Annotated in this window: 22 protein-coding genes; 3 read left to right on the top strand and 19 right to left on the bottom strand. The window is 34.6% G+C overall.

Going from position 1 to position 25409, the window contains the following annotated elements; all coding sequences use genetic code 11:
• Positions 1–142: 142 nt before the first annotated feature.
• Together der and LY01_RS04435 are read right to left on the bottom strand one after the other, a co-directional pair.
• Entirely contained in the window at positions 143–1447 is a 1305-nt protein-coding gene (gene der / locus LY01_RS04440; protein ID WP_104514582.1) for a ribosome biogenesis GTPase Der, read from the bottom strand.
• Positions 1448–1589: 142 nt separating this feature from the next.
• On the bottom strand, positions 1590–2567 hold the full coding sequence (locus LY01_RS04435) for a polyprenyl synthetase family protein (RefSeq protein ID WP_104514581.1): 978 nt from the start codon (positions 2565–2567) through the stop codon (positions 1590–1592).
• Positions 2568–2805: 238 nt separating this feature from the next.
• On the opposite strand from LY01_RS04435, the gene LY01_RS04430 reads away from it, so the two are divergent.
• Positions 2806–4287, top strand: coding sequence for a T9SS-dependent choice-of-anchor J family protein (locus tag LY01_RS04430; RefSeq protein WP_104514580.1), 1482 nt, complete (start codon positions 2806–2808; stop codon positions 4285–4287).
• A gap of 283 nt (positions 4288–4570) precedes the next feature.
• The gene (locus LY01_RS04425) at positions 4571–5896 is read left to right on the top strand and encodes an aryl-sulfate sulfotransferase (RefSeq protein WP_170034505.1); all 1326 of its coding nucleotides are present in this window, start codon (positions 4571–4573) and stop codon (positions 5894–5896) included.
• Between the two features lie 2 nt (positions 5897–5898).
• Here LY01_RS04425 and rlmN read toward each other — a convergent pair whose 3' ends face one another.
• From rlmN to LY01_RS04360, 13 genes are all read right to left on the bottom strand, one after another.
• A complete protein-coding gene (gene rlmN, locus LY01_RS04420) occupies positions 5899–6942 on the bottom strand; it encodes a 23S rRNA (adenine(2503)-C(2))-methyltransferase RlmN (protein WP_104514578.1) in 1044 nt (347 codons plus the stop codon).
• A gap of 104 nt (positions 6943–7046) precedes the next feature.
• Positions 7047–8702, bottom strand: coding sequence for a T9SS type A sorting domain-containing protein (locus LY01_RS04415; protein ID WP_104514577.1), 1656 nt, complete (start codon positions 8700–8702; stop codon positions 7047–7049).
• 190 nt (positions 8703–8892) lie between these two features.
• Entirely contained in the window at positions 8893–9945 is a 1053-nt protein-coding gene (gene queA / locus LY01_RS04410; protein ID WP_104514576.1) for a tRNA preQ1(34) S-adenosylmethionine ribosyltransferase-isomerase QueA, read from the bottom strand.
• Between the two features lie 67 nt (positions 9946–10012).
• Entirely contained in the window at positions 10013–11296 is a 1284-nt protein-coding gene (locus LY01_RS04405; protein ID WP_104514575.1) for a 3-phosphoshikimate 1-carboxyvinyltransferase, read from the bottom strand.
• Positions 11297–11299: 3 nt separating this feature from the next.
• A complete protein-coding gene (locus tag LY01_RS04400; protein WP_104514574.1) occupies positions 11300–11629 on the bottom strand; it encodes a nucleotide pyrophosphohydrolase in 330 nt (109 codons plus the stop codon).
• Between the two features lies 1 nt (position 11630).
• Positions 11631–13649 (bottom strand): DUF3857 domain-containing protein, encoded by a 2019-nt coding sequence (locus LY01_RS04395; RefSeq protein WP_104514573.1) that lies wholly within the window; start codon positions 13647–13649, stop codon positions 11631–11633.
• Complete coding sequence (locus tag LY01_RS04390; RefSeq protein ID WP_104514572.1) at positions 13646–15556, bottom strand: DUF3857 domain-containing protein; 1911 nt, start codon at positions 15554–15556, stop codon at positions 13646–13648. Before LY01_RS04390 ends, LY01_RS04395 begins: the two co-directional genes overlap by 4 nt.
• 71 nt (positions 15557–15627) lie before the next feature.
• A complete protein-coding gene (dtd, locus tag LY01_RS04385; protein WP_104514571.1) occupies positions 15628–16077 on the bottom strand; it encodes a D-aminoacyl-tRNA deacylase in 450 nt (149 codons plus the stop codon).
• Positions 16074–17081 (bottom strand): ribosome small subunit-dependent GTPase A, encoded by a 1008-nt coding sequence (gene rsgA, locus LY01_RS04380; protein WP_104514570.1) that lies wholly within the window; start codon positions 17079–17081, stop codon positions 16074–16076. The genes dtd and rsgA overlap by 4 nt, the downstream gene beginning before the upstream one ends.
• A gap of 111 nt (positions 17082–17192) precedes the next feature.
• On the bottom strand, positions 17193–18275 hold the full coding sequence (locus LY01_RS04375) for a bifunctional 3-deoxy-7-phosphoheptulonate synthase/chorismate mutase type II (protein WP_104514569.1): 1083 nt from the start codon (positions 18273–18275) through the stop codon (positions 17193–17195).
• A complete protein-coding gene (locus tag LY01_RS04370) occupies positions 18265–19125 on the bottom strand; it encodes a prephenate dehydrogenase (RefSeq protein ID WP_104514568.1) in 861 nt (286 codons plus the stop codon). Before LY01_RS04370 ends, LY01_RS04375 begins: the two co-directional genes overlap by 11 nt.
• Positions 19122–20285 carry a pyridoxal phosphate-dependent aminotransferase gene (locus LY01_RS04365; RefSeq protein ID WP_104514567.1) on the bottom strand — a complete coding sequence of 388 codons (1164 nt, stop codon included), beginning with the start codon at positions 20283–20285 and terminating at the stop codon, positions 19122–19124. Before LY01_RS04365 ends, LY01_RS04370 begins: the two co-directional genes overlap by 4 nt.
• Entirely contained in the window at positions 20282–21094 is an 813-nt protein-coding gene (locus LY01_RS04360) for a prephenate dehydratase (protein ID WP_104514566.1), read from the bottom strand. The genes LY01_RS04365 and LY01_RS04360 overlap by 4 nt, the downstream gene beginning before the upstream one ends.
• A 300-nt stretch (positions 21095–21394) precedes the next feature.
• On the opposite strand from LY01_RS04360, the gene gldA reads away from it, so the two are divergent.
• Entirely contained in the window at positions 21395–22297 is a 903-nt protein-coding gene (gldA, locus tag LY01_RS04355) for a gliding motility-associated ABC transporter ATP-binding subunit GldA (RefSeq protein ID WP_104514565.1), read from the top strand.
• A 5-nt stretch (positions 22298–22302) separates the two neighbouring features.
• Here gldA and LY01_RS04350 read toward each other — a convergent pair whose 3' ends face one another.
• The 4 genes from LY01_RS04350 to LY01_RS04335 all read right to left on the bottom strand — a co-directional run bounded on the left by LY01_RS04350 (position 22303) and on the right by LY01_RS04335 (position 25403).
• Positions 22303–23007, bottom strand: coding sequence for a TIGR04283 family arsenosugar biosynthesis glycosyltransferase (locus LY01_RS04350; protein WP_104514564.1), 705 nt, complete (start codon positions 23005–23007; stop codon positions 22303–22305).
• A 36-nt stretch (positions 23008–23043) separates the two neighbouring features.
• A complete protein-coding gene (locus LY01_RS04345; RefSeq protein ID WP_104514563.1) occupies positions 23044–23820 on the bottom strand; it encodes a DUF547 domain-containing protein in 777 nt (258 codons plus the stop codon).
• A gap of 147 nt (positions 23821–23967) precedes the next feature.
• Positions 23968–24789 (bottom strand): purine-nucleoside phosphorylase, encoded by an 822-nt coding sequence (locus LY01_RS04340; RefSeq protein WP_104514562.1) that lies wholly within the window; start codon positions 24787–24789, stop codon positions 23968–23970.
• A complete protein-coding gene (locus LY01_RS04335; RefSeq protein WP_104514561.1) occupies positions 24786–25403 on the bottom strand; it encodes a TIGR04282 family arsenosugar biosynthesis glycosyltransferase in 618 nt (205 codons plus the stop codon). Before LY01_RS04335 ends, LY01_RS04340 begins: the two co-directional genes overlap by 4 nt.
• Between the last annotated feature and the right edge of the window lie 6 nt (positions 25404–25409).

Here is a 25409-nt window from a genome sequence, read left to right as displayed (position 1 = left end):
GCAATGTTATTAGTAAAATTTTAACGTCGCGCTATTCTTAACAATTTCTTAAGAAACCACAAGCCCATTATCTAACTCTCCATTAAGAGCATAAAAAAAGCATCCTTTTCAGAATGCTTTTTTAAATGATATAAAATCTCTTTTACTTTTTTCTCATGTATACACTAATCGGCACACCATTGAAATCAAAATGTTTTCTCAATTGATTTTCTAGATATCTTTTATAAGAATCTCTTACATACTGTGGTAAGTTACAGAAAAATGCAAACTGCGGCTGTGGTGTAGGTAATTGAGTAATAAATTTAATTTTAACAAATTTACCCTTTAATGATGGCGGTGGATAATTCTCAATTAATGGAAGTAACACCTCATTAAGTTGACTCGTTTTAATCTTTTTACTACGGTTTTTATAAACCGCTACAGCAGTTTCAATAGCTTTATGAATACGTTGTTTATTCATTACAGAAATAAAGACAATGGGAACATCTGTAAAAGGTTCCATTTCTTTTCTAATCATTGCCTCGTACTCCTTAGCCGTGTTAGTTTCTTTATCAACCAGATCCCATTTGTTCACTAGAACAACGATTCCTTTACGATTGCGCTCTGCTAACCAAAAAATATTTTGCACCTGACCATCAAATCCTCTAGTTGCATCCAGCATAAGTATACAAACATCTGCATGTTCTATAGCTCTTACACTACGCATTACACTATAAAATTCTAGATCTTCACGTACTTTTTTCTTTCTTCTAATACCAGCCGTGTCGACTAGATTAAATTCAAAACCAAAACGATTGTATTTTGTATCTATAGAATCTCTTGTAGTACCAGCGATATCTGTAACGATATATCTTTCTTCACCTATAAGTGCATTGATAAAAGAGCTTTTACCAGCATTAGGCCTTCCTACTACAGCAAATCGCGGTAAATCATCTACCTTTTCTTCTTCTGTATCTGGTAATATTTTCACTACCTCGTCTAATAAATCACCAGTACCACTACCATTCATACTAGAAATAGAATAATACTCACCTAGACCTAGGTTATAGAATTCATAAGCATCTTGCTCACGTTGATTATTATCTACTTTATTAACTACTAGAAATACAGGCTTAGTCACCTTGCGCAATAATGTTGCTACATCTTCATCCATAGGAGTAATGCCTTCTTCAGCATTAACCATAAAAAGAATCGCGTCTGCCTCATCAATAGCTAGCTCAACCTGCTGGTCTATCTCTTCTTCAAAAATATCATCACTACCGACTACATAGCCACCAGTATCAATAAGAGAAAACTCTTTACCATTCCAGTCACTTCTTCCATAATGTCTATCTCTAGTTACTCCACTTACAGAATCAGTGATCGCCTCTCTCCTTTGAATCATACGATTAAAAAGAGTTGACTTACCTACATTAGGTCTTCCTACTATTGCTACTATACTCATGATGGCATTTTTTGCGTCTGCAAAGGTAGTTTTTTATTGAGGATTAGCGTACTAGCTAGGTTAAGATGTTTGATAAAAATTCCGCTTTCGCGAAAGCGGGCTAAACACCAACCAAATTGCGCCATAAAAGCCTGAAGTGTGGATCTTACTTTTTGCGATCTATTACATAATCCACCATCATTCTTAGTGAATTCTTATATTCAGATTCTGGATATGTATTTAAGATAGCAAGTGCCTCTTCCTTATATTCATACATAGCCTTTATCGCATAGTCTAAACCGCCGTTATTCTTAACAAATTCAACAACCTGACGCACTCTTTTCTTATCTCGATTATGCTTTTTAACTGAGTTGATAAGCCATTTTTTATCTTTAGCACTAGCATTATTAAGACAATAAATTAATGGCAATGTCATTTTTTGCTCCTTAATATCTATTCCAGTAGGCTTTCCTATACGCTCATTTCCATAATCAAAAAGATCATCTTTGATCTGAAATGATATCCCTATAAGCTCGCCGAATTTGCGCATCTTCTCCACGTCTTCACTTTCTGGAGAGACAGCGCCAGCACCTAGACTACAACATGCAGCTATTAAAGTGGCCGTTTTTTTACGAATGATGTCATAATAGACATCTTCTGTAATATCTAGGCGTCTAGCCTTTTCTATTTGCAGTAATTCACCTTCACTCATCTCACGTACAGCAACGCTTATGATTTGTAAAAGGTCAAAATCTTTGTTATCAATACTAAGAAGTAGTCCTTTAGAAAGTAAATAATCACCTACTAGAACGGCTATTTTATTTTTCCATAAAGCATTTACAGAGAAGAAACCCCTGCGTTTTAAACTATCGTCCACTACGTCATCATGAACTAGCGTTGCTGTATGAATAAGTTCTATAACAGATGCGCCGCGATAAGTACGCTCATTAACCTGTCCATTACCCACCATTTTTGCTACTAGAAAGACAAACATAGGGCGCATTTGTTTCCCCTTACGGTTTACTATAAAATGCGTTATGCGATTTAATAAAGCAATACGTGAAGCCATAGAAAGATGAAACTTCTTTTCAAAAAGCTCCATTTCATGAGCTATAGGCTCTTTTATTTGCTCTACTATCTTCATAAGGTTGCAAATATAAGACTACCACGTTTATCTATTAAATAGAATGCTATTTTAACAGATTATGTTAGTAGTGATTACTTCATTGAACAAACGCACATGTCAATACGTCTGATTTAACCTACTAGATAACGAAAATATGTTAATTTAATACTAATTAATAATGATTTACTCGTAATAATCTGTTTAATAAACCTTGAAATCTTATATATTTATCGCTTATTCAAAAAATTCCATAACTATGAAAAAAATTACTATTTTATTAATGCTTTTTAGCTTCACGATTAGCTTCGCGCAATTTTCTGAAGACTTTAACGGCACAAATGCAGCGTTTCCACCAGCTGGTTGGGCAGTTTATAACGGTGCAAACGGACTAGGTACGGTTGAACAATGGGTTCAAGCAGGTACTGATCCTGAATTCAGACCACAGTCAGGTTTTGAAGTTGTTACTGCAGGTATGGTTGCTGAAGATTTTATTGTATCGCCACTTATACCAATTAACGCAACTCAAAATCTATTAAGATTTCTTGCAACAGATTTTAATCAAGGAGACTTCGGATCTATCTTATCTATTCAAGTATCAACTACTTCTCAAACAGATCCAAATTCTTTTACGGAAATAGAAACATTCAACGAGGCTCAATTAGGTAATCCAGCACCTAACTCTGCTGTATTCTCTCAATTTGAAGTAAATCTTGGAGCATATGTTGGACAAAGTGTATACATCGCATTTGTACACAGACAAAATGATGGTGACTTTATCACCTTTGACAACGTGGAAGTTGTACAAGGAGCAACGGCAGTACCAAACGATATAACTAGACCTACACCTGCTGACATGGCTTCAGGAGTTGCAATAAGCACTGCAGATGCAAATGCTGACAATGTTCCTGATAATTCAGTCAACTTTGCTTGGCAAGTTTCAGCACTAGGACAAGCTGCTGATCAAATCGAATTTTTCTTAGGTGATTCACCGACTACTCTTCAATCTTTAGGTACTCTAGCAGGGACAGCAACAACGGTTACATTACCTAGATTTTTTGAAGGAACTACATACTACTGGCAAGTGGTACCAGGTAATAGTTTTGGCCCATCAACAACTCAACCAGTATGGAGTTTTACAACAATGACAGGAACAACTATCGCACCTGGAACAGTTTCAAACCCAACTCCTGCAGATACTGCTACGGTACCATTAGAAACTACTGACGTAGATATGGATGGTAGCCCTGATAATGCAATAACTTTCATGTGGACAGAACCTTCTGGAGATCCAGTAGAAATATATACTTTCAGCCTAGGAACTTCTCCAACAGATTTATCTCTATTTACTACAGGTATAGTAGGTCCAGCGTCTAGTTTTAGACTAAGCGGTGTACCTGACAACACTACTTTTTATTGGAAATTAGATGCGGAAAATTTAGGTGGAGAAAACACGTCTAGTCCTGTTTGGGAATTTACAACTGGAATTACTGCCTCTGTAAATGATGAAGAGATTAACTTCATGACATTAAGCCCTAATCCAGCAACTGATTATATCAATTTAAATACTGAGCTAGCAATAGATGACATCGTTTTAACTAATGCTCTAGGTCAATCTATAAGCAACAATTTAAAACTAGAGAATAACAGACTAAATGTTAGCTCTCTTAAAAACGGCTTATATTTCTTATCAGCTACAAGCGAGTTAGGAACACAAACTATCCGTTTCATCAAACAATAGTAAGCTTTCAACAACTAAAAAGCGCCTCAATTGAGGTGCTTTTTTTTTGCTTAAGACTTATTTTTACAACAATCTTAAATCTACAGACAATCAACAAATCGTACCTATACAATCAATGTTATTAGATAAGTTTATTTTTTTAAGTATTCTAATTATTATATTAATTTGAATCTATAGAAACAATAGCTTTGTGATACCTAATCATTAATTTCACGTAAATTAAAATAAAATAGAGATGAGCCCATTTGCATTTAAAAATTTCAGATATTCGAGCTTAATAATTATGTTATTAATTTTAACCTCTTTAATAATATCATGCAACGATGATGAAGCTATCGAAATTATTACCGATCCTGTCCCTACCATTCAAAGCAATATTACAGTATACGATGTAAATAATTTAACGGACGACTATGTCTTTATCTCTCCGTTTAGAGAAAACACTTCATTCCTAATAGATCGTCTAGGTAACATCCTACACAGATGGACAAGTTCAGAATCTGTATTTATGGCATATCTAAGAGAAGACGGCTCAGCAGTACGCGCCATAAACACAGGTGTAGATAATGGAATAAATTTAGGCGGCAATACAGGAGCAATAGAAATTATCGACAAAGAGAACAACCAGATTTGGAAATGGACATTAGATACCCCAACAGATGTTTTACACCATGACATTGCTTTGTTACCTAATGGAAACATCTTAGCCTCTGTATGGACTGTTAAAGATAGAATAGAGGCCATTGAAAACGGCAGAGACCCTAGCACTATTATAGATGATAAATTAGTAATCGACAGGATAATTGAAATACAACCTATAGGAACAAATCAAGCTAATATAGTATGGGAGTGGTCAGTTTGGGATCATTTAGTTCAGGACTTTGACGCATCAAAACTTAATTTTGGGGACGCAAGTAACGGACAACTATTTGACATCAATCAATCTACTGAGGGCATCAATTTTACTCACGGAAATGGACTTGATTATATACCATCATTAGATCAAATTATATTAAACAGCAGAGTCTTAAATGAATTTATAATTATTGATCATAACACCAGTACAACCCAGGCAGCAACTAGCACCGGCGGTAGATATAATCGCGGTGGTGATATATTATACCGATGGGGTAATCCAGCTTCTTATAATTCAGGAACTATTAATGACCAACAACTGCACGACCAACATGACGCAACTTTTGTAGGAAATAATAATTTTTCTAGAGGAACTTTCTTAGTCTTTGACAACCAAGACTCCTCAACTTTTTCAACCATTAAAGAAATTAATATTAATGTCACAGCAGATGGTTTTTACGATAACATCCCTACCTCAGGGAATAATCCTACTGCACCGATTTGGACATACTCAAGCCCTGAAATACTATCTCCAAGAACGTCTGGCGCACAACGACTCGACTCAGGTAACACTCTTATTACAAGTACATCAAGTAACATCATAAGAGAAGTTAACTACAATAACGAAGTTGTTTGGGAACTGGACGCGTCGATAGAGGTTAATGGAGAACTAGAAATTAATTCATCTGGTTTTAAATCTCGCAGTTATAGCAAAATTTATGATGGAGTCATAGCACTAGATATAATGGAGTAAACTTACTGTTGTTTATTAGCCAGTTGACCACAAGCTGCATCGATATCCTTACCTCTGCTCCTTCTAACATTAACAACTATACGGTTGCGTTCTAGTTGTGATCTATACATTTCTATAGCCTTGGGGCTAGCTTGTTCAAATCTAGGATCATCAATAGAGTTATATTCAATAATATTTACCTTACAAGGTATAACCTTACAGAATTTAACCAATTCATGTACATCTTCTTCTGTATCATTAATACCTTTCCACACCACATATTCATAAGTAACCTTTGTACCAGTCTGATCATACCAGTATTTTAAGGCATCTTTTATGTCAGACAATGGGAACTGCTCATTAAAAGGCATAATCTTAGTACGCTTTTCATCTATTGCACTATGTAATGAAAGCGCTAGATTAAACTTAGGGCCGTCATCAGCAAGTTTTTTCATCATCTTAGGAACTCCACTGGTAGAAAGAGTTATACGCTTAGGAGACATTCCTAAACCATCTTCACCTGTAATCTTTTCTATAGATTTAAGAACATTGTTATAATTCATCAACGGCTCACCCATACCCATAAACACAATATTAGATAAAGGAATATTATGGTACAGTCTACTTTGTTGATCTATAGCTATAACCTGATCATAAATCTCATCTGGTTGCAAGTTTCTCATACGTTTTAATCTTGCAGTAGCGCAAAATTCACAATTAAGACTGCAACCTACTTGAGAAGACACACAAGCCGTTGTTCTAGTAGCAGTAGGTATAAGTACAGACTCTACAGTTAGACCGTCATGAAGTTTAACTGCGTTTTTTATTGTACCATCTTCACTCCTCCGCATATCGTCCACCCTAATGTGATTGATAACAAAATGCTCTTCAAGAAACGCTCTCGTATCTTTAGAAACATTAGTCATATCGCCAAATGAATGCGCACCTTTTTTCCATAACCATTCATAAACCTGGTTACCTCTAAAAGCCTTATCTCCATTTTCAGTGAAATAATCTCTAAGTTGATCTTTAGTAAGTGATCTAATATCTTTCTTCTTCTCTTTCAAAATAGTATATAAAAAAACGCATTGCAAAATTACATGATCTTGCAACGCGTTTTGTATGAAATCTTAACTTTATTACTTTTTAACTAAGTCTAATATTTAAGTAATTAGATTTTAGAAATCTTTTCTGTTATAGAGTTATTTCCGTCTTCAACTTTTAAGAAATAAATACCGCTAGATAAATTTTGAATATCTAATTGATTCTCTATTTGGTTAAAAGAACCAGAACGTATCAACTTACCAGAAAGATCATAAACTCCATAACTAGCAGGATTCTCTAACACCACATTAAAAATACCTCTAGATGGATTAGGATACAATTGAATATTCATGATAGTATTTACTTCTTCATTACTTAATACATCATAATAATCTCCATTTACAAACGTAGCACCAGTATTATCAGGATCTAACCAATCTCTCAATCGAGTAGCTGAATTAAAACCGCCTGCCCATGATGTATCCATTCTACCATAATAGTCTGGAGCACCATTATCTGTCGTTCCACTACAAGCTGCACCACCACCGAGCAATTGACCTACTATTTGACCATTTTGATTTACAAGGCAACTACCAGAAGACCCTCCTTCAGTCACTCCGTAATCCCAATCAGATATAGTCCAACAAGCAACACCTGACACTGTTTGAGCAAAAGTAAATTGATCATTACGAGCTAACTTCATTATATCTCCAGATGGGTGATGAAAACTAATTTGTGAAGAAGCTGCAGAGCTCCCGTTATTCCATCCACCATAATAAAGGTTCCATAATGCTGGTGGAGTTTGATTAATTTCAAATAACGCTACATCACTTGCTCCTCTGTTTGCTCTTAAAGTTGCACCTGTTAAAACTCTAGTTGGATTAAGGTTACCTACTGTATCGCTAAAAGTAGCACAATCTGGTGTATTTGTGAACCAATCAAATCCAAAAGACCAATTGCTAGCATTATAAGAAGTTGAAGAACCATCAGCAGTTGACAGACAGTGGTTTGCAGTTAAAAAATAAGGAGTAGAGTCTCCCCTTACGTTATTCACTAATGTCCCGGTACACAAACCATTACCATTAATAATAATTCTAGCAACAGCATGTCTATAGTTATCTCTTATAGTTGTCCAATCTTGACCGTTAAAAGAACCTTGATTAGGATCACACATAATATCTACATTACAAAATCCAGATTCATTTATTTTAAGAAATTCATTTTCTGCCTCTCCAAAACCTCTATAGCCATGAACAACATTTTCAATAGATATACGACCTTGATCTTTAACAGATGCCGGTTCGTAGTACTCCAACCATATGTTATCGCCATATACAATCCAAGATCCTAAAATACCATCTTCTTGATTTTCTTTGTGAGTATACGGACCTATCTTATCGGTATGCTCATTATTATATAAATACAACTCAGCTCCAACAGGAAGCTCATAACGATCAAATAAAAAGTTTATAGTTTTAGCCCCTGTCGACTCGATATTTAACCTCCATATTCTATCACCATTATCTAACTCTAACCACTGACCTGAGTTAAACAAATTAAGATCAACAGGGATTTTCTCTCCAAATCTATATGGCTTAGTCAATTCAAAACTCGCTAAAGCATCTTCTTGCTCTAAAGACGCTTGATCAAACTGAGGCATTGATATTTTTTGAGGCTGACTTTTAAAAGTCAAATCCCAGCCGCGTGGAGTTGCTTCGTTTGTTACTTGTGCTAGAGCTATTTGAGAAACAAATAAAACAGCTATAAAGTATAATTTTTTCATTATAAAATAGTTTTAAGGGAATGATGGCAAGATAATTCAATGTTAGTATTCCACATAATTTCTTAGGTTAAATTGTTAATATAAACATAAACCTTTGATAACATTAATTAACTCTTCTTATAAATGAAAATCAAAAAAAATGCCACAAGTAAAACTTGTGGCATTTTAAAATAATGAGTTTTATTTATTATTAATCAATAATAAGCATCGCATCACCATATGTACTGAATTTATAATCTTCTTTAAGAGCTACGTCATAAGCCTTCTTAAGTAGATCATAACCTGCAAATGCAGCTGCTTGCATCATTAAAGTAGATTTTGCAGGGTGAAAGTTAGTAATCATACTATTTGCAATAGAAAAATCATAAGGAGGGAAAATAAATTTATTAGTCCACTCATCAAATGTATTTAAACGACCATTACTACTCACAGCACTTTCTAAAGTACGCATAGTTGTAGTACCTACAGCACAAACATTCCTTTTATTATCCAGCGCTTCATTAACTGCAGCACAAGTTTCTTCTGTAATAAAAGCTTGCTCACTGTCCATTTTATGTTTAGATAGATCTTCTACTTCTACAGGTGCAAATGTACCTAAACCTATATGCATAGTAACCGTAGCCATCTTAACACCTTTAATCTCTAGACGCTTTAATAAATGCTTAGAAAAGTGTAAACCTGCAACCGGTGCCGCTACAGCCCCTTCTTTCTTAGCAAAAATAGTTTGGAAACGTTCTTCATCTTCTGGCTCTACTTCTCTATTTAACTCTTTAGGAAGCGGTGTTTCTCCTAAATCTTTAAGAGCCTGTCTAAACTCCTCGTAACTACCATCATAAAGAAAACGCAAAGTACGTCCTCTAGATGTAGTGTTATCAATAACCTCAGCGACCAGACTCTCGTCATCACCGAAATATAATTTATTACCTATTCTTATTTTTCTAGCAGGATCTACTAAAACGTCCCACAATTTTGTTTCAGGATTAAGTTCTCTAAGTAAGAAAACCTCGATTCTAGCACCAGTCTTTTCCTTATTACCATATAATCTGGCAGGAAAAACCTTAGTGTCATTCATCACAAAAATGTCATCTTCATTAAAATAGTCTATCACATCCTTAAACATCTTGTGTTCAATTTCTCCAGTTTTCTTGTGCAAGACCATTAACTTAGACTCATCTCTATTTTCTGCTGGATATTGTGCTATGCGATCTTCTGGCAGATCGTAACCAAATTGTGATAACTTCATTAATTCCTTTTTATTATAAGCTGCAAATATACGATTTGCGCATAGGCCTTGTCAAGTAAATAAGCGCTTAAATTTCTGTAATCCTTACATTTACCTTATTAAGGTCATTATAAAAGTTTTTATAACTTTTTGTTACTACCATCGCCTCGTTAATAACGAGCTCTGTTTTCATGCACAACGGCGCAAATGCCATTGCCATTCTATGATCTTGGTAAGTGTCCACAGTTACCTCTGGATTAAAACTAGATGAGGTTTTAAAATGTAATTTTATAGAGTCGTTAGTTGTTGTTATCTCGCTTTCGCGAAAGCGTGCCCCAACAGTTTTCATTGCCTCTATTCGATCTGTCTCTTTAATTTTAAGAGTATGTAAACCTGTTAATTGCGCATCTACACCTAGTCCTAAACAAGTAGCAAATATCGTTTGAGCCTGATCTGGTTCATTAGTTAGGTCCAACATGACCATATCTGGCAGTTGTTGATCTATTTTTACTAGACGAATTCCATTTTCAACAAAAACAGTTTCCACACCTAGTGGTTTATATATTTGAACCAACTCACTATCTCCTTGCAACGAGTTATCTTGGTAAAAAGAAAGACTCATTTCATACCCTACTTCTTGCATCGCTACCCAACTGTACCAGTAGCCGGCACTACTCCAGTCGCTTTCTACTAGCGCGTTAGTAATAGCATTATTATGTAATGGCTTTACCTCAATAAGTTCATTAACCTTTTGGGTACTACTTGCTGATTCTACAACCTTATTACCTGATGAGAAATTAACATTTACACCAAGTTGTTTCAAAATATCTACTGTCATTTCTAGATAAGGTCGCGAGGTTAGGTCTCCATAAATTTCTAGCTGAAGTCCACTCTCAAAACTGGGTGCTATTAACAGTAAGGCTGTAAGAAACTGACTGGACACACTACCGTCTACCGACAGTTTACCACCCTGAATCTTTTTCCCCTTAATTTTTAAGGGTGGAAACCCTTCTTTTTCAAGATATGACACCTCTGCTCCTAAAGAGTTAAGTGCATCTACTAGTATACCTATAGGACGTTGCTTCATGCGATCACTACCAGTCAAAGTAATTTCTCTACCTTCTTGAGAAGCAAAGAAAGCTGTCCCAAATCTCATCGCAGTACCTGCATGTCCTATATCAAGAATGCTTTCTTCACTTTTTAAAACATGACTTAAATGATCACTATCATCACTGTCAGATAAATTATCAATGTCTAAATTTTTATAAAGCGCTTGCAATATCAACCAGCGATTACTTTCACTTTTTGATCCTGAAATAGTTAATGCCACATGCCCTCTAGGCTTTTCTACTTTATGCAATCTTAAATCCATGTATTAAGATTTTAGTTTTTCATTGTTATGGTGTCTATCGTGATCGCGCTCTGTCTTAATCTGTAATTTTTTATTAAAAGATGCCTCTAGATCTGTTCCTGTCTGATTTGCAAGACATAGAACCACAAACATCACATCTGCCAGTTCTTCTCCTAGATCTTTATTCTTATCACTTTCTTTCTCGCTTTGCTCCCCATATCTTCTTGCTATAATACGCGCCACTTCACCTACCTCTTCTGTAAGTTGTGCCATATTAGTAAGTTCATTAAAGTAACGTACTCCATGCTGCTTGATCCACTGATCAACCTGCTCTTGTGATTTCTTAATACTCATATTATATTTTTTTGAGGACTATTTTTTCTGCATCCTTAGCTACTATGGCTTCAAAAAAGCTTTTAAAAGTCTCATAATCTTCTGGCTCTATTAAGTAAGTATCTAATTTTAAATCAACTACCGTACTTATCATAGCATTTATTTCATTGACTTTATAAGTGTATGATCCTAAACCATCTTCATAACTAAGTTTAACACTTTCAGGTATGGACTCCACTACATATCCTTCTGGAATTTTTAAATTCACTATTACCTTAGTAGACAATGGATACCCTAGATCTAATGGGAATTTACGGTGTTTTAACTTAAAAGGATTCTCTCTATTTGCCTCATGTAATAATGGTGTAATAAAAAGTTTCTCCCCAATTTCCTCAATAGCATTACTTACAATTCCATCATAATAAATGGAAAGAGGGACATCTTCCATATCCATATTTTCAGTTGCTATATTCGAAATATCGATACCAGAATCACCAGACTCCAAAAGAGTTTGCATTGCCGACATATTTGAATTTGCATATTTATCACGAATGTTCAAAGCTCTATAATCCGTAAGCCTTTTCTTAACAGAAATATCAACTTCACCATCTTTATTGAATTCTCCGTCAATTAAAATAAATTCTTTTGAATTTTTACTTGGAAACAAATCTATCCATTCCGACTGTCCTTCTTTTTCTATCAATCTCCCTTGCCAGTTCATAACTCTTAGCGGCAACATATTTAAACCAGTATGTTTCTCAGTAGCATCTAATAAATAAGTTTCCCCACCAACTATAACACTAGCAATGACATAGTTAAAACCATCTATAGTAGGATAAAAAGGGATACCATTATTTTTTGTACTCACAAGAACTGGAAATGTATTTAATTTTGCTTCTCTAAGCATAGCTATCAATAATAAATTAATGTCCGCTACATTCCCTGAACCAACCTTAAACGCTTTTTTCACTCCGTTATCTGCATATTTACCATAACCACCATCCCATTTCACTTTTTCTTTTACAAACTGTAAAATAGCTTTAATTTTCTCTTTATCTGTCTTTAGGTCTTTAATTAAAGATTCTAGATCCTTTTTAAAGAAACGCGATGGATCAATCTGATCTCCAAATTTATCATTATTTAAAATATTATTAGAAACGTCTTCCCAAGTAGTAGAATATTGTTTATAATCATAATCTGCTATTTTTTTTCCCGTCAACTCAACAATAACCTTCGATCTATAATTATTCATATTTCCCGCCATAGGTTCGATATTCAATGCTGGAATGTTCGAATCTTTAAGTGATATAATCTTACTATCTAGCTTGTATCTATCTAAGTCAACACTCTTATATGTGCCATTAGAACTGTAAATTGAATTTGGCCTTGAGATCATACTGAAATTTTTCTCACTATCTTCAAAATCAAATATAGGAACGTAAGTAGCCCTAGGATTAAAGTGCATTTTATATTGATAAAGTTCTAACCATACCATTTTCACATCTATATTAAGTATAGGAACACCATATTGAAGAATAACATCATCAATTACAACATATGGTGACACCACCACATAAGTAAATTCAATTACCGAGCCTATTTTTACATCTGGCATTGTAAAAGACTCTATTCTCAATTGATCATTTATAACCTCTTTAAATACGGCAGATTTTTTTAATTTTTTTTTATTTAATTCTCCATCAATTAAGTTGTAAGTTACCGCTTTTAAGGATTTTATTTTTTCTGACACTCTTCCGTCATCCATATATAGCAGTACTTTCCTAGTAGCATATTCTAATCCTGCTTCTGTGTTAATTTTTATTCTTTCATGAATAGTTCTTCTTTGAAGTAAACCAACCTCTTTATTTATATCAAAATCAACATGCTCTTTTTTTAAAATCACTATAGCATCTGGCACCTCTTCGACATCTTTTGCTTTTAAAGTAAAATCTACATTGCCTACTTTTCCATATCTTAAATCTTGTCCATTTAATTGTAATGACATCAATATAATTATGCCAATTGCTAAAATTTTTTTCATTTCTTTATTTTAATAACCCCTTTTGATTGATCTGCTTTTGATATTTTCTTTCTAAAAGAACGATAAGCTTCATAATCAGCAGCAGAAAACTTCCCTTTATTCATCTTTAATTCCCTTTTAACTTGCACAATTCCATCCTTAGTAAGTTCTACTTTTAAGGAATATTTTCCGAACTTATTCTCAATATCTATTATTTTCGGAAGTACATCTATTTGATACTCCATTGGTATTTCAATAATGTAATGATCTTTATCTATATAACCTCTGTCAATTTCAAAACCCAGTTTTCGATCCTGAACTTTTTTAGGGACATTAGTATTACGATTAAAAACAACTGGCTGAAATAGTATTAAATCACCAGCTTTAGAACTATATTTATTAACATTCAATTCCAATTCTTCTGAGTAAACAACAGCATCTTTATTATTTATAAATTTATGATCAATAATTGAAATCCCATTTAGATGATTCCAGTAATTATTGTAATAAGAGATTACTTCTTTATTAGAGTAATTGTCTAATTTATCTTTAAAGAAATATTGATAACCATTAACTTCTTGTTTTATGGTAGCAGTTAAACTACCGTCTGCTTTAAGTTTTACTTGAGCTTTACTTTTTTGTAAATTACCTTTTGTTTCATAAACCGTAGTATGAAGAATCTCTCCACCTGCATCACTTACGACTAAGGCATCTCTATCGTCTGTCCATCCTGCTATATAACCAAAAGGATTTGTTTTACTCGTGCACTCTAACCAGATGTTCTTTTCATCATCAAGTTGTGGTACATATAAAATCATGTGATTTCCCTGTGTAGAAGAAAAGCTTTTATCCACACTACGTATATTACTATCTCCATAAATAATTGCGTGATGAGACTCTATCCCTACTTCATTCAATAAAGCTTTGGTATAATTAGACAGTCCTTTACAATCTCCATAAGCTACATTATGCACGCTCATTGCATCTATAGGTTTCCAGCCACCTATGCCTACTTGTACACTTATATAACGAGACCTTTCTTGCATGAATTCATATACTATTTTTGCTTTTTCTCTTTGACTTTTAGCGTCTTTAGTAAGTGTTTTCACCTCATCAATAACCTCTTTAGGTAATTCTCCAACATCAGACAATAATTCATCATTCATCCATTTACCAAAATCTTTCCAGTCATTATTTACACCTGCTACACCTTTCATATTAAACTCTTTCATCGCAATTTTCACAATTGGCCCATAAGTATCGAACCCTGGACTGTAGGCCTGTGGTACAAGTGCGGTTAAGTTAGTCGCTGTATAATTTAAATTACCGTTCTTAGTTATAGCATAATCATCTAGATGAGATTCTTTGAACTTCACCTCAATCCCTGAATTATTGATCACTTGATAATTTGAAGATTGCGTACTCACATAAAAATATTCTAACGGCACCCAACTAGGTAGAAAAGCCGTAGTACTATATTCTACGGTAGAAGTAAAATGAATCGTAAATGGGTAGTCGCGAGGTGTATAGTCTAAATACTTTACTCGATTATCACTATATAAAGTCCCGTTAGAAACTGCACTTACATCCTTAAAGTCCTTTTCTTTAATTCTAACAACTTTATTACCTACAGCATCATAAATTGTAGCCTCTATCTCATCTACCTTAGTATCTTCATCATAAGATTCTGCCGCATTGATATCTGACAATCCTTTTTTATTTAAAACTGTAACCACTCTATCCGTCGTCACTTCAACATCATCAAAATCTTTAATAACAATGGAAATGTTGTTTTTTCTAATAACAGCATTAGCATTTTTTAAAAGCTCTGCTGGTATATTTTGAGAAGATTGGTATTCTATGTCTTGTGCCTTAAGAGTGTGAGAAATAGACAAGCAAAAAACAAATAGTAGTAATAGTTTTTTCATAACATCTCAAAGAAAATAAATTTATGGGTAACTACCATAATAAAAGAGAGAAGTTAATTAGTAATCTTAAATTACCTGCTCTTACTATCTACAGTAATAGTTACCGGACCGTCGTTAATCAATTGAACTTTCATATCAGCTCCGAATTTTCCTGTGGCTATATTTTTGTTCAGCTTTCGCGAAAGCGAATCTATAAAAGCCTCATATAAAGGTATTGCTACATCTGGTCTTGCAGCCTCTATGTAACTAGGTCGATTGCCTTTTTTTACATTTGCAAATAAGGTGAATTGGGATATCAATAATACATCACCATCGGTATCTTTTACACTATGATTCATCTTACCATCTGCATCTGAGAAGATTCTCATACCAGTTATCTTATTAACTAACCAGTCTATATCTTCTTGCGCATCTCCATCTGTAATTCCTAATAAAACAAGGAGTCCGTCACCTATCTCTCCATGTATTTTATCTTCTATGGTAACGCTTGCACTAGTAACTCTTTGTATTACTACTCTCATGGTTGCGCCTGGTGTTTATCCTGACGGTAATTTTCTTCGTCTCCATTTACTATTTGCACATAGCTCTCATAGCGACTTAATACCATCTCGCCGTTTTCTACTGCTTCTTTTATTGCACATTTAGGCTCTTCTATGTGCATGCAATTATGGAATTTACAGTCTTGTTTTAACTCTTGAATTTCTGGGAAGTAATCTCCTATTTCTTCCTTTTCCATATCTACTACTCCAAAACCTTTTATACCTGGCGTGTCTATAAGACGTGCGCCAAAATCCAAATCAAACATTTGTGCAAATGTGGTGGTATGCTGACCTTGTTTGTGCTGTTCTGAAATTTGTTTTGTTTTTATCTGTAATCCTGGTTGTACAGCATTTGCTAGTGTACTTTTTCCTGCTCCACTATGACCTGCAAACATGCTGGTCTTATCCTTCATCTTTTCCTTTATTATATCTATATTTTTACCGCTAGCGGCACTTATAGCTATACATTCATAACCTATAGATTTATAAAGACTCATTAAATACCGTACTTCATCCAGCTCTGTCATGGTAAGTAATTCTTCTCCAGTTTCTGGATCTATCATTACTTCACCCTGGTCATCATTATAAGTATCTACTTTATTAAAAGCGATAACTACTGGTATGTGATAAGCTTCGGCAGTGACAAGGACACGATCTATAAAAGAAGTAAATGTGGGCGGATTATTTAAGGTAACCAATAAAAAAAGCTGATCTACATTTGAAGCTATAATATGAGTTTGTTTAGAAAGATTTACCGCCTTGCGTACGATATAATTATCTCTCTCTTCTATCACATTAATAATTCCTATTTCTTCATCTCCTTTTTTCTCAATCTCAAACTGTACTTTATCACCTACAGCAACAGGATTAGTACTTTTAATCCCTTTTAAACGGAATTTTCCTTTAATCCTACAAGAGTAAAATGCGTTATCCTCACCTTTTACTTCGTACCAGCTACCTGTTGACCTATAAACAATTCCAGTCATTAATTAAGTTGTATTTTCTGCATATCACAAAATTACGCTTTTTAAAGCTAAAGAGATTTTTCTAAAAATCAAAAAGGACAGAAATTAATCTGCCCTTATGAATGTAGTAATTTAATTATTAATCACCTTTTCTTGATGCACAATAGATTCTTGGTGCACTGCTTTAAAAACACGCAGTATAAACTCTTCACTTAAACCTTGCTCTTCTCCAGCGAGAATCATTTTACCTAAAATCTCATTCCATCTTTTAGATTGTAAAACAGCAACGTTACGCTCTTTTTTAAGTTCCCCTATAGCATCGGCAGTTTTCATTCTTTTACCTAATGTCTCAATAATAGAATTATCTATAATATCGATTTGGGCTCTAAGAACACCTAACTTAGACTGGTAACCTACTTCATCATCTTGCTCTTTTCTTATGCGTAAATCCTTGAATATTTGGATAAGAGAATCTGGCGTTACCTGCTGTGCTGCATCACTCCATGCATTATCTGGATCGTAATGCGTCTCTATCATTAAACCGTCAAAGTTTAAATCTAGTGCCGTTTGCGATACTTCTAGTATCATATCTCTTTTACCAGTAATGTGTGATGGGTCACATATTAAAGGTATATCTGGATAGCGTGTCTGGAAATCGACAGCTATTTGCCATTCTGGATTATTACGGTACTTTGACTTATCATAGGTAGAAAAACCTCTATGGATAACACCTAGGTTTTTAATATTTGCCGTATGAAAGCGCTCTACAGCACCTATCCATAGTGCTAGATCTGGATTTACTGGATTCTTAACCAGTACCACTTTATCCGTTCCCTCAAGAGCATCTGCTATTTCTTGAACTATAAAAGGACTTACAGTAGACCTTGCTCCTATCCATAATAAATCTATATCATGTTCTAGTGCTAGTTCTACGTGAGCACGGTTTGCTACCTCAGTTGCGGTTAAAAGTCCTGTTTCTGCTTTGGCTTTTTGCAACCATTTAAGACCTATCGCACCTACACCTTCAAAGTTACCTGGACGTGTTCTAGGTTTCCATATACCAGCACGCAAGTAAGTCACATCAGTGTCTTTTAACTGGTGTGCAATTTTAAGTACTTGTTCTTCTGTCTCTGCGCTGCATGGCCCAGCGATTACTATCGGATGCTCTAATTTGTGAGCATCTAACCAACTCCTAAATTCTTTTTTATTTTCCATTTTCTATTCCTTTCAGTATCGTTTTTATTCTATTTGTTTGTTCCATATCTTTAAATATGGCGTTATGATCGTTGTTTTTTACGCTTTCGCGAAAGCGAGATAAATTCTCAATATATCCATCTAGACTAGCTAGAACGTGTTCCTTATTTTGTGCAAAGATAGGTGTCCACATGGCCGGAGAACTTTTTGCTAATCGTACTGTGCTTTCAAAACCACTACCTGCAAGATCAAAGATATCACGCTCATTCACCTCTTCTTGTATCACTGTTTTCCCTAACATAAAGCTAGATATATGCGATAAATGAGAGACATAAGCGATATGTTTATCATGTGCCGCCGGCGTCATGTAACGCACTCTCATTTTTAATTTCTCAAAAAGTGCTATTGCGCTTTCTTGCAATTTAAAAGCTGTTTTTTCTACCTCACAAACTATCATTGTTTTGTTCTTAAACAAATCATGAATAGCTGCATCTGGTCCAGAAAACTCAGTACCTGCTATAGGATGTGCGGCTAGAAACTGTCTTCTATTCTTATGCTCTTCTACCGATTTACAAATAGCCTCTTTAGTAGATCCTACATCTATAACTAATGCTTCTTCATTTACTAGGTCGAGTACTTGAGGTAAAACTTTTAGTGCCACATCTACTGGTATAGAAACGATGACTAACTGTGCATCTTTAACATCTTCTATCTGTGCAACGTGATCGATAATTTTATTGCTTTTTGCCTTTAAAGCATGTTCTGGATTTTTATCAATACCATATAATGTCGACTCTGGATAATGGTTGCGCAAGTCTTTAAGGATTGAGCCACCTATTAGTCCTGTCCCTATTAGAAATATATTTTTCATACCTCTACATTATTAGCCACTCTTAATATCATTTCTTCTACTTGCTTTTCTTCTACACAAAGAGAAAAACGCACATAGCCTTTTCCGTTTTTACCAAAAATACTTCCTGGAGCGATGAAGATATCATTATTATGTAATAAATGGTCTACAAATGCTTTATCATCTGACTGCCCATCTGGTAGTTTACACCATAAGAATAAACCGCCATCTTGTTCCTGCGGTTGTAAGCTTAAACTTGTTGCAAGTTTTATAGTTGCAGCTCTACGTTTTTTATAGATTTCATTTTGAGTATTTAACCAGCTATTATCTGTTTGCAAAGCAGCAATTGCTCCTTTTTGCACACCATAAAACATACCGCTATCCATGTTAGTCTTTACTTTAAGAACCTCTTTAAGTAATGCAGCAGCACCAGTAAGCATACCTACTCTCCACCCAGGCATGTTATAAGTTTTACTAATAGAATTTAATTCTAGAGCAACATCCATAGCACCATCTATTTGATGGATACTTATTTTATTATCATAACCTATACAGCTGTATGGATTATCATTAACTATTAGAATGTTATGCTTTCTTGCAAATGCTACTAATTTTTTAAAAACAGTTAACGACCCAGCAGCGCCTGTAGGCATATGAGGGTAGTTAGTCCACATGATCTTTACTCTAGAAAGATCGAGTTTTTCTAACGCTTCAAAATCTGGCATCCAGTTTTGAGATGCTGTTAAATTATAAGTTACAGCAGTCGCCTCACATAATCTAGTCGCACTTGCATAAGTAGGATAACCAGGATCTGGAATTAAAACCTCATCTCCTGGATTTAAAAAAGCCATAGAAATATGCAAAATACCTTCTTTACTTCCCATTAAAGGAACTACTTCTGACTCTGGATTTACTATTACTTGATATTGCTTTTTATAAAAGCCAGCCATGGCATTTCTTAATTCTGGCAATCCTAAATAGCTCTGGTAACCATGTGCTCTAGCATCTTGAACCGCTTCTATAAGAGCCGGCACCACATTAGGTGGCGGTAATAAGTCTGGACTACCTATACCTGCATTTATAACAGGTTTACCTTCATTTATAAAACCTCTTACCTCGCGCAACTTTGTCGCAAAATAATATTCTTGGACGCTATCGAGTCTCTTTGCTGGTTGTATCATAGCGAGTGTGATTTATATATTCCTAAAATAACTAGTGATTCTACTAGAATACCTAGTTCTAATTTTGCTTCTTCAAACTGACCCATTCGTTTAAATTCAAGATCTGCGACAAATGAAAATAAGAACGGCTTTTCTACAATAGGTATGGATTGAATTTTTGAAACATTAATATCTAGTTTACCTAAAGTGATTAAAATTTCTCCCAGACTACCTGGCTGGTGTCCGGTAGTAAAATTAATAGTCGCTTTATTCACTTCTTTTACAAAGCCATTTGATTTCTCTACGACCACAAATCTGGTTGCGTTTTTCTTTACTTCTTGAATATCTCCTGATATAATTTCTAATCCATACAATTGTGCCGCGTGTGCAGACGCTATTGCCGCAATACCACGTTTATTACTTTGCGCAATTCTAAAAGCGGCAGCCGCTGTGTCATCTGTTTCTACCAGTTTAATTTGTTCGTGGTTTCTAAAATATGGCTTGCATTGCAACAAAGCCATAGGATGAGATTGCACCTCTATTATATCTGTAATATCCTGACCTGGCAGCGCCATTAACTGGTGCTCTATATTTAAATAATACTCTCCTGTTATATGTAGTTTTTGTTCTCTAATCAAACTGTAATTGGGTAATATGCTACCGGCAATAGAATTACCTATAGCCATAATTCCTTTATCCACCTGACCGTTTGAAACAGCTATTACTAGTTGGTCAAATGAATCACATTCTAATAAATCCACATCACCACATAGCTCGACAGCCACCTGATGGTGATAAGAACCTTTAATACCTTGAATAGCTACTTTCATTTTTGAGTAAAAAAAAAGCCTTGATTAGATCAAGGCTTTGTTGTTATATAAATTGTTTAATTATTACAATACAGCCTTTCCCTCTATAAAATAGAAGTAAAATCCATACCAGAAATAAATATTTGTCATCATAATAAGCAGCTAATGTAAAATAGATTTTTATAAATCCATTAGTTTTCAAGAACTTTTAAGGAATATTTACTACTCTATCGTTATAGTAGGGTAATTGTAATGTTCTCGCTTTCGCGAAAGCGAGATAAAAAACAATCTTCTAAGCGTTACATTTCTTATCTTTACCTTATGTCTATAGAAGTAAGTAAAGTATCTAAATATTACGGGCAGCAAAAAGCTCTCGATGAAGTTAGTTTTACCATTAATAGTGGTGAAATAGTTGGTTTTTTAGGCCCTAATGGTGCTGGAAAATCTACCATGATGCGCATTCTCACTACCTACCTTAATGCAAATGAAGGAAATGCGATTGTAAACGGACATGATGTTGTAGAAGAACAACGTGAGGTACAGAAATCGATAGGCTATTTACCAGAGAACAATCCTTTATATCCAGATATGTACGTAAAGGAATATCTTTCTTTTAGTGCAGGAGTTTATAACATCACTGATTCTAAAAAAAGAATCAACGAGGTTATTGAAGAAACTGGACTAACGTCTCATGTAGGTAAAAAAATAAACGAACTTTCTAAGGGTTACAAACAACGTGTGGGACTAGCCAATGCGTTACTGCACTGTCCTAAAGTTTTAATTCTAGACGAACCAACAACAGGTCTAGACCCTAATCAATTGGTAGAAATACGTCAATTAATTAAAAAAGTAGGTGAAAACACTACCATTCTTCTCTCCACGCATATCATGCAAGAGGTAGAAGCGATGTGTGATCGCGTGATTATTATTAATAAAGGCAAAATAGTCGCAGACGATTATCTTAAAAATCTTAATAGTGATACTGTTCAAGTTATCGAGGTAGAATTTGATTACCGCGTAGAGCCAGAATTACTCAATCAAATAAATAGAGTACGAGAGGTAAAACAACTACAGGGTTTTAACTACAGCCTTAAATTTGAGACTAAAGAAGACATGCGCAGCACGGTCTTTGATTTTGCTCATGATAATGGATTAAAAATTCTATCCCTTAATAAAAAGAATAAAAATCTAGAAGCGATGTTTACCGAGTTAACTGCAGAGTAATAATATCAATCACATTTACTCAAATAATACTCATACAACTCGTCAATAGTTGCACCTCGATATTTTCTCCAATAGATGGTTAAATAAAACCACTGAAGCTTAATCACGCCTTTTTCATGATAGCGTCTTGCACTAGTTTTTAACCATTTGGGGATTACATAGTATTGATCTATTTCATATAATCTTGTAATAAGATCATAATCTTCATAAATAGGAATATTTGTTTTATAGCCACCTATTTTATCATACAATTCTCGCGTAATGTATTGAGATTGATCTCCACCACGACTTGCTTTCCATGAGAATCTTGTAAACCATCCTATGATGATTAACCAAGGATGTGAGCTTTTAAACTTCATCCTGAAACAACCAGCAGCGTGCTGATTTTTAACCGCATTTATAATTAACAAATCATAATCCTTAGGCGGATAAGAATCTGCATGCAGAAAATAGAGAATTTCTCCTGTGGCTACTTTTGAGCCATTATGTAATTGCTTACCACGTCCTTTTTGCGAATTAATTAATCGTACGGACATATCCTGATGAGCACAAGCAAAATCATTTACTAACTTTACAGTCTCATCATCACTACCACCATCTACAATGATAACTTCTAATAAGCTAGCATTATTTGCATAGCCACAGAGGTAGTCTAATAATTTTATAATTGAAGATTCTTCATTAAGAACCGGAATAATAATACTGATCATATGGTCACATGTACGTAAGCAAGCTAGGTTCGGTTTTTATTTCTGACTATTCAATGACCAGTCATAATCCTTATAAGAATAAGAATCTTTTTCTGCTATCTGTGAGTCAGCATATTGATTAATAAATTGTGCGAGTGTCATACCGTTTTGGGTAAAATCTTCTGGGTAAAAATCAAAAATAGAACTCAATTTAGGATTTTGAGGATCGCTAAGATCATTCTTTTCTGAATTTACAAATTCTTTTGCGCTTTTATCCATAAGTGCGTCCACATTTGCTGCTGTAAACGCAGTATTCTGTAATTTAGGACATGAAAAGCTAGCGCAATTAATAGCAAAATGAATGCGAGCGTCTCCCATTTTTTGAAGCACATTTTTTTCTATTGCTGCGAGAGAATATTCTTTATCTCCAACTTGAGCAAATTTCTTTAACCACACCTGACCCAAAGGTCCATCTATATCTTTAATACTAGCAGGCAGGTCATTCATAAGAATAAGGTCTACTGTATTTGCATTATACAAATTGATGTAATAGGCAAATTGCTCATTAATACTCCATGATTTTTGAGGAACGTTTTCATTTAAGTAACTTAAATATTCTTTTAATTCTGCCTGTTCTTCTTTAAGACCTACATAATCCACAAATCCCTCGCTATTTACATACTCTTTAAGAATAGCATCCCATTTACTATGATCTAACTGTCCATTTTCAGACGGTATTTCTTGACCTTTTTCCAAAGTATCGTAATAAAGATCACCACCACCTACACAAGATGCTGTTAATAGGACTAATAATACTATAGTTATGTACTTCATGATATCAAACTTAGTGTTGCTTCAAGCACAACAATTCTATCTTAATTTTAAAGAACAAAAAAGCGGAAAACAAGATTCCGCTTTTTAATTCATTGTAAAAGTAATAGGATAATATCACATCAATATAACAGTGTACAATTATATAAATTAGATCAATTCAATCAGCCCTTTAAATAAAGCAACCATTTTAGGCTCTGCTGTACCGGCTATTGCGATAATATCTGCAATGTCTACTGGTTCAAGATTATCAGGATCACACTCGTCAGTCAGTACAGATATAGCACTTACTGGCAAGTTTAAATGATTTGCCACAATGATTTCTGGCACCGTACTCATACCTACGGCGTCTGCACCTAATATTTTAAGCATTCTATACTCTGCTCTAGTTTCTAGTTGCGGTCCTACTACACTAGCATAAACACCTTCTTTAAGAGAGATATTTTGAGATGTTGCAAGCGATTTTAATTTATCATTCATCTCCTTATCATAAGGAGCACTCATATCTGTGAATCGCTCACCAAATTCACTTACACCTTTAAACGCAAGCGGACTACCACCTTGTAAATTGATATGGTCATCGATAAGCATTAAATCACCTTTTTTCATATCTAGATTCACCGCACCTGCAGCGTTAGAAACTAATAAGTTTTTAATTCCCAAACCATGCATTACTCTTACTGGGTACGTGATATCAATAAAATCATAACCTTCATACAAATGAAAACGACCTTGCATGACCACCACTTTTTTACCACCTAAATCTCCATAAATCAATTTACCAGAATGAAATTCTACTGTTGCCAGTGGAAAAGAAGGTATTTGATTATAGTGTGCGACTTTTTGATTTTCTATACTATCCACTAGTTTACCTAGACCAGTCCCAAGAACGATTCCTACCTCAGGAGCTTCAAAACCTTGAGATTGTAAATATTCTATAGACTGTGTGAGTTGTTTTTTACTAAGCATCATATGTTTTTTAAAAAAGGTTGAAATGCTGGAATGTCTTTTATATCTTCATAATAATCTACATCATTACGCTCTTCCAGCATAGCATAATTTACGTTTTTTAGATTATTAAGAGTTTTTTCTAATACCGTTTCAGCTCCCCATTCTTTATCTTCAAAAACGCCATCGATTAGTTTTTTAGTAAACCCTAGAAGGTAATAACCTCCATCTTCGGCAGGGCCTATTACAGCATCGTTAGTTTTTAATTGTTTAAAAGCATGATCTAAATCTGCCTGACTCATATCATGCATATCAGACCCAATGATAATAACATGGTCATGATTTTTAAATGCTTCTTGAAAAGCATTTTCCATACGCACGCCTAGATCTTCACCATCCTGCACATATTTATCATACACCTTATTATCCCAAGCATCGTTTTCATGAACACGCTCACTATACCACACCTGTTTAGTAGCGTTAAGGTTTCCTGTAATTTCTCTGGTGTGAGCTAGTAAAAATTTATAGATATCAAATGCAACTTGATCTCCTACGGTAGCGGCAAGACGTCGTTTACCCTTTCCTATTTCAGGATTGCGAGTAAAAATGATAAGGCAATTGGAATTATTTGTATTCAAAAGAAA

This window comes from Nonlabens xylanidelens (assembly GCF_002934445.1).
Classification (GTDB): Bacteria; Bacteroidota; Bacteroidia; order Flavobacteriales; family Flavobacteriaceae; genus Nonlabens; species Nonlabens xylanidelens.
Note: the sequence above shows the minus strand (reverse complement) of the source record. Positions and strands in the feature narration are given on the sequence as shown.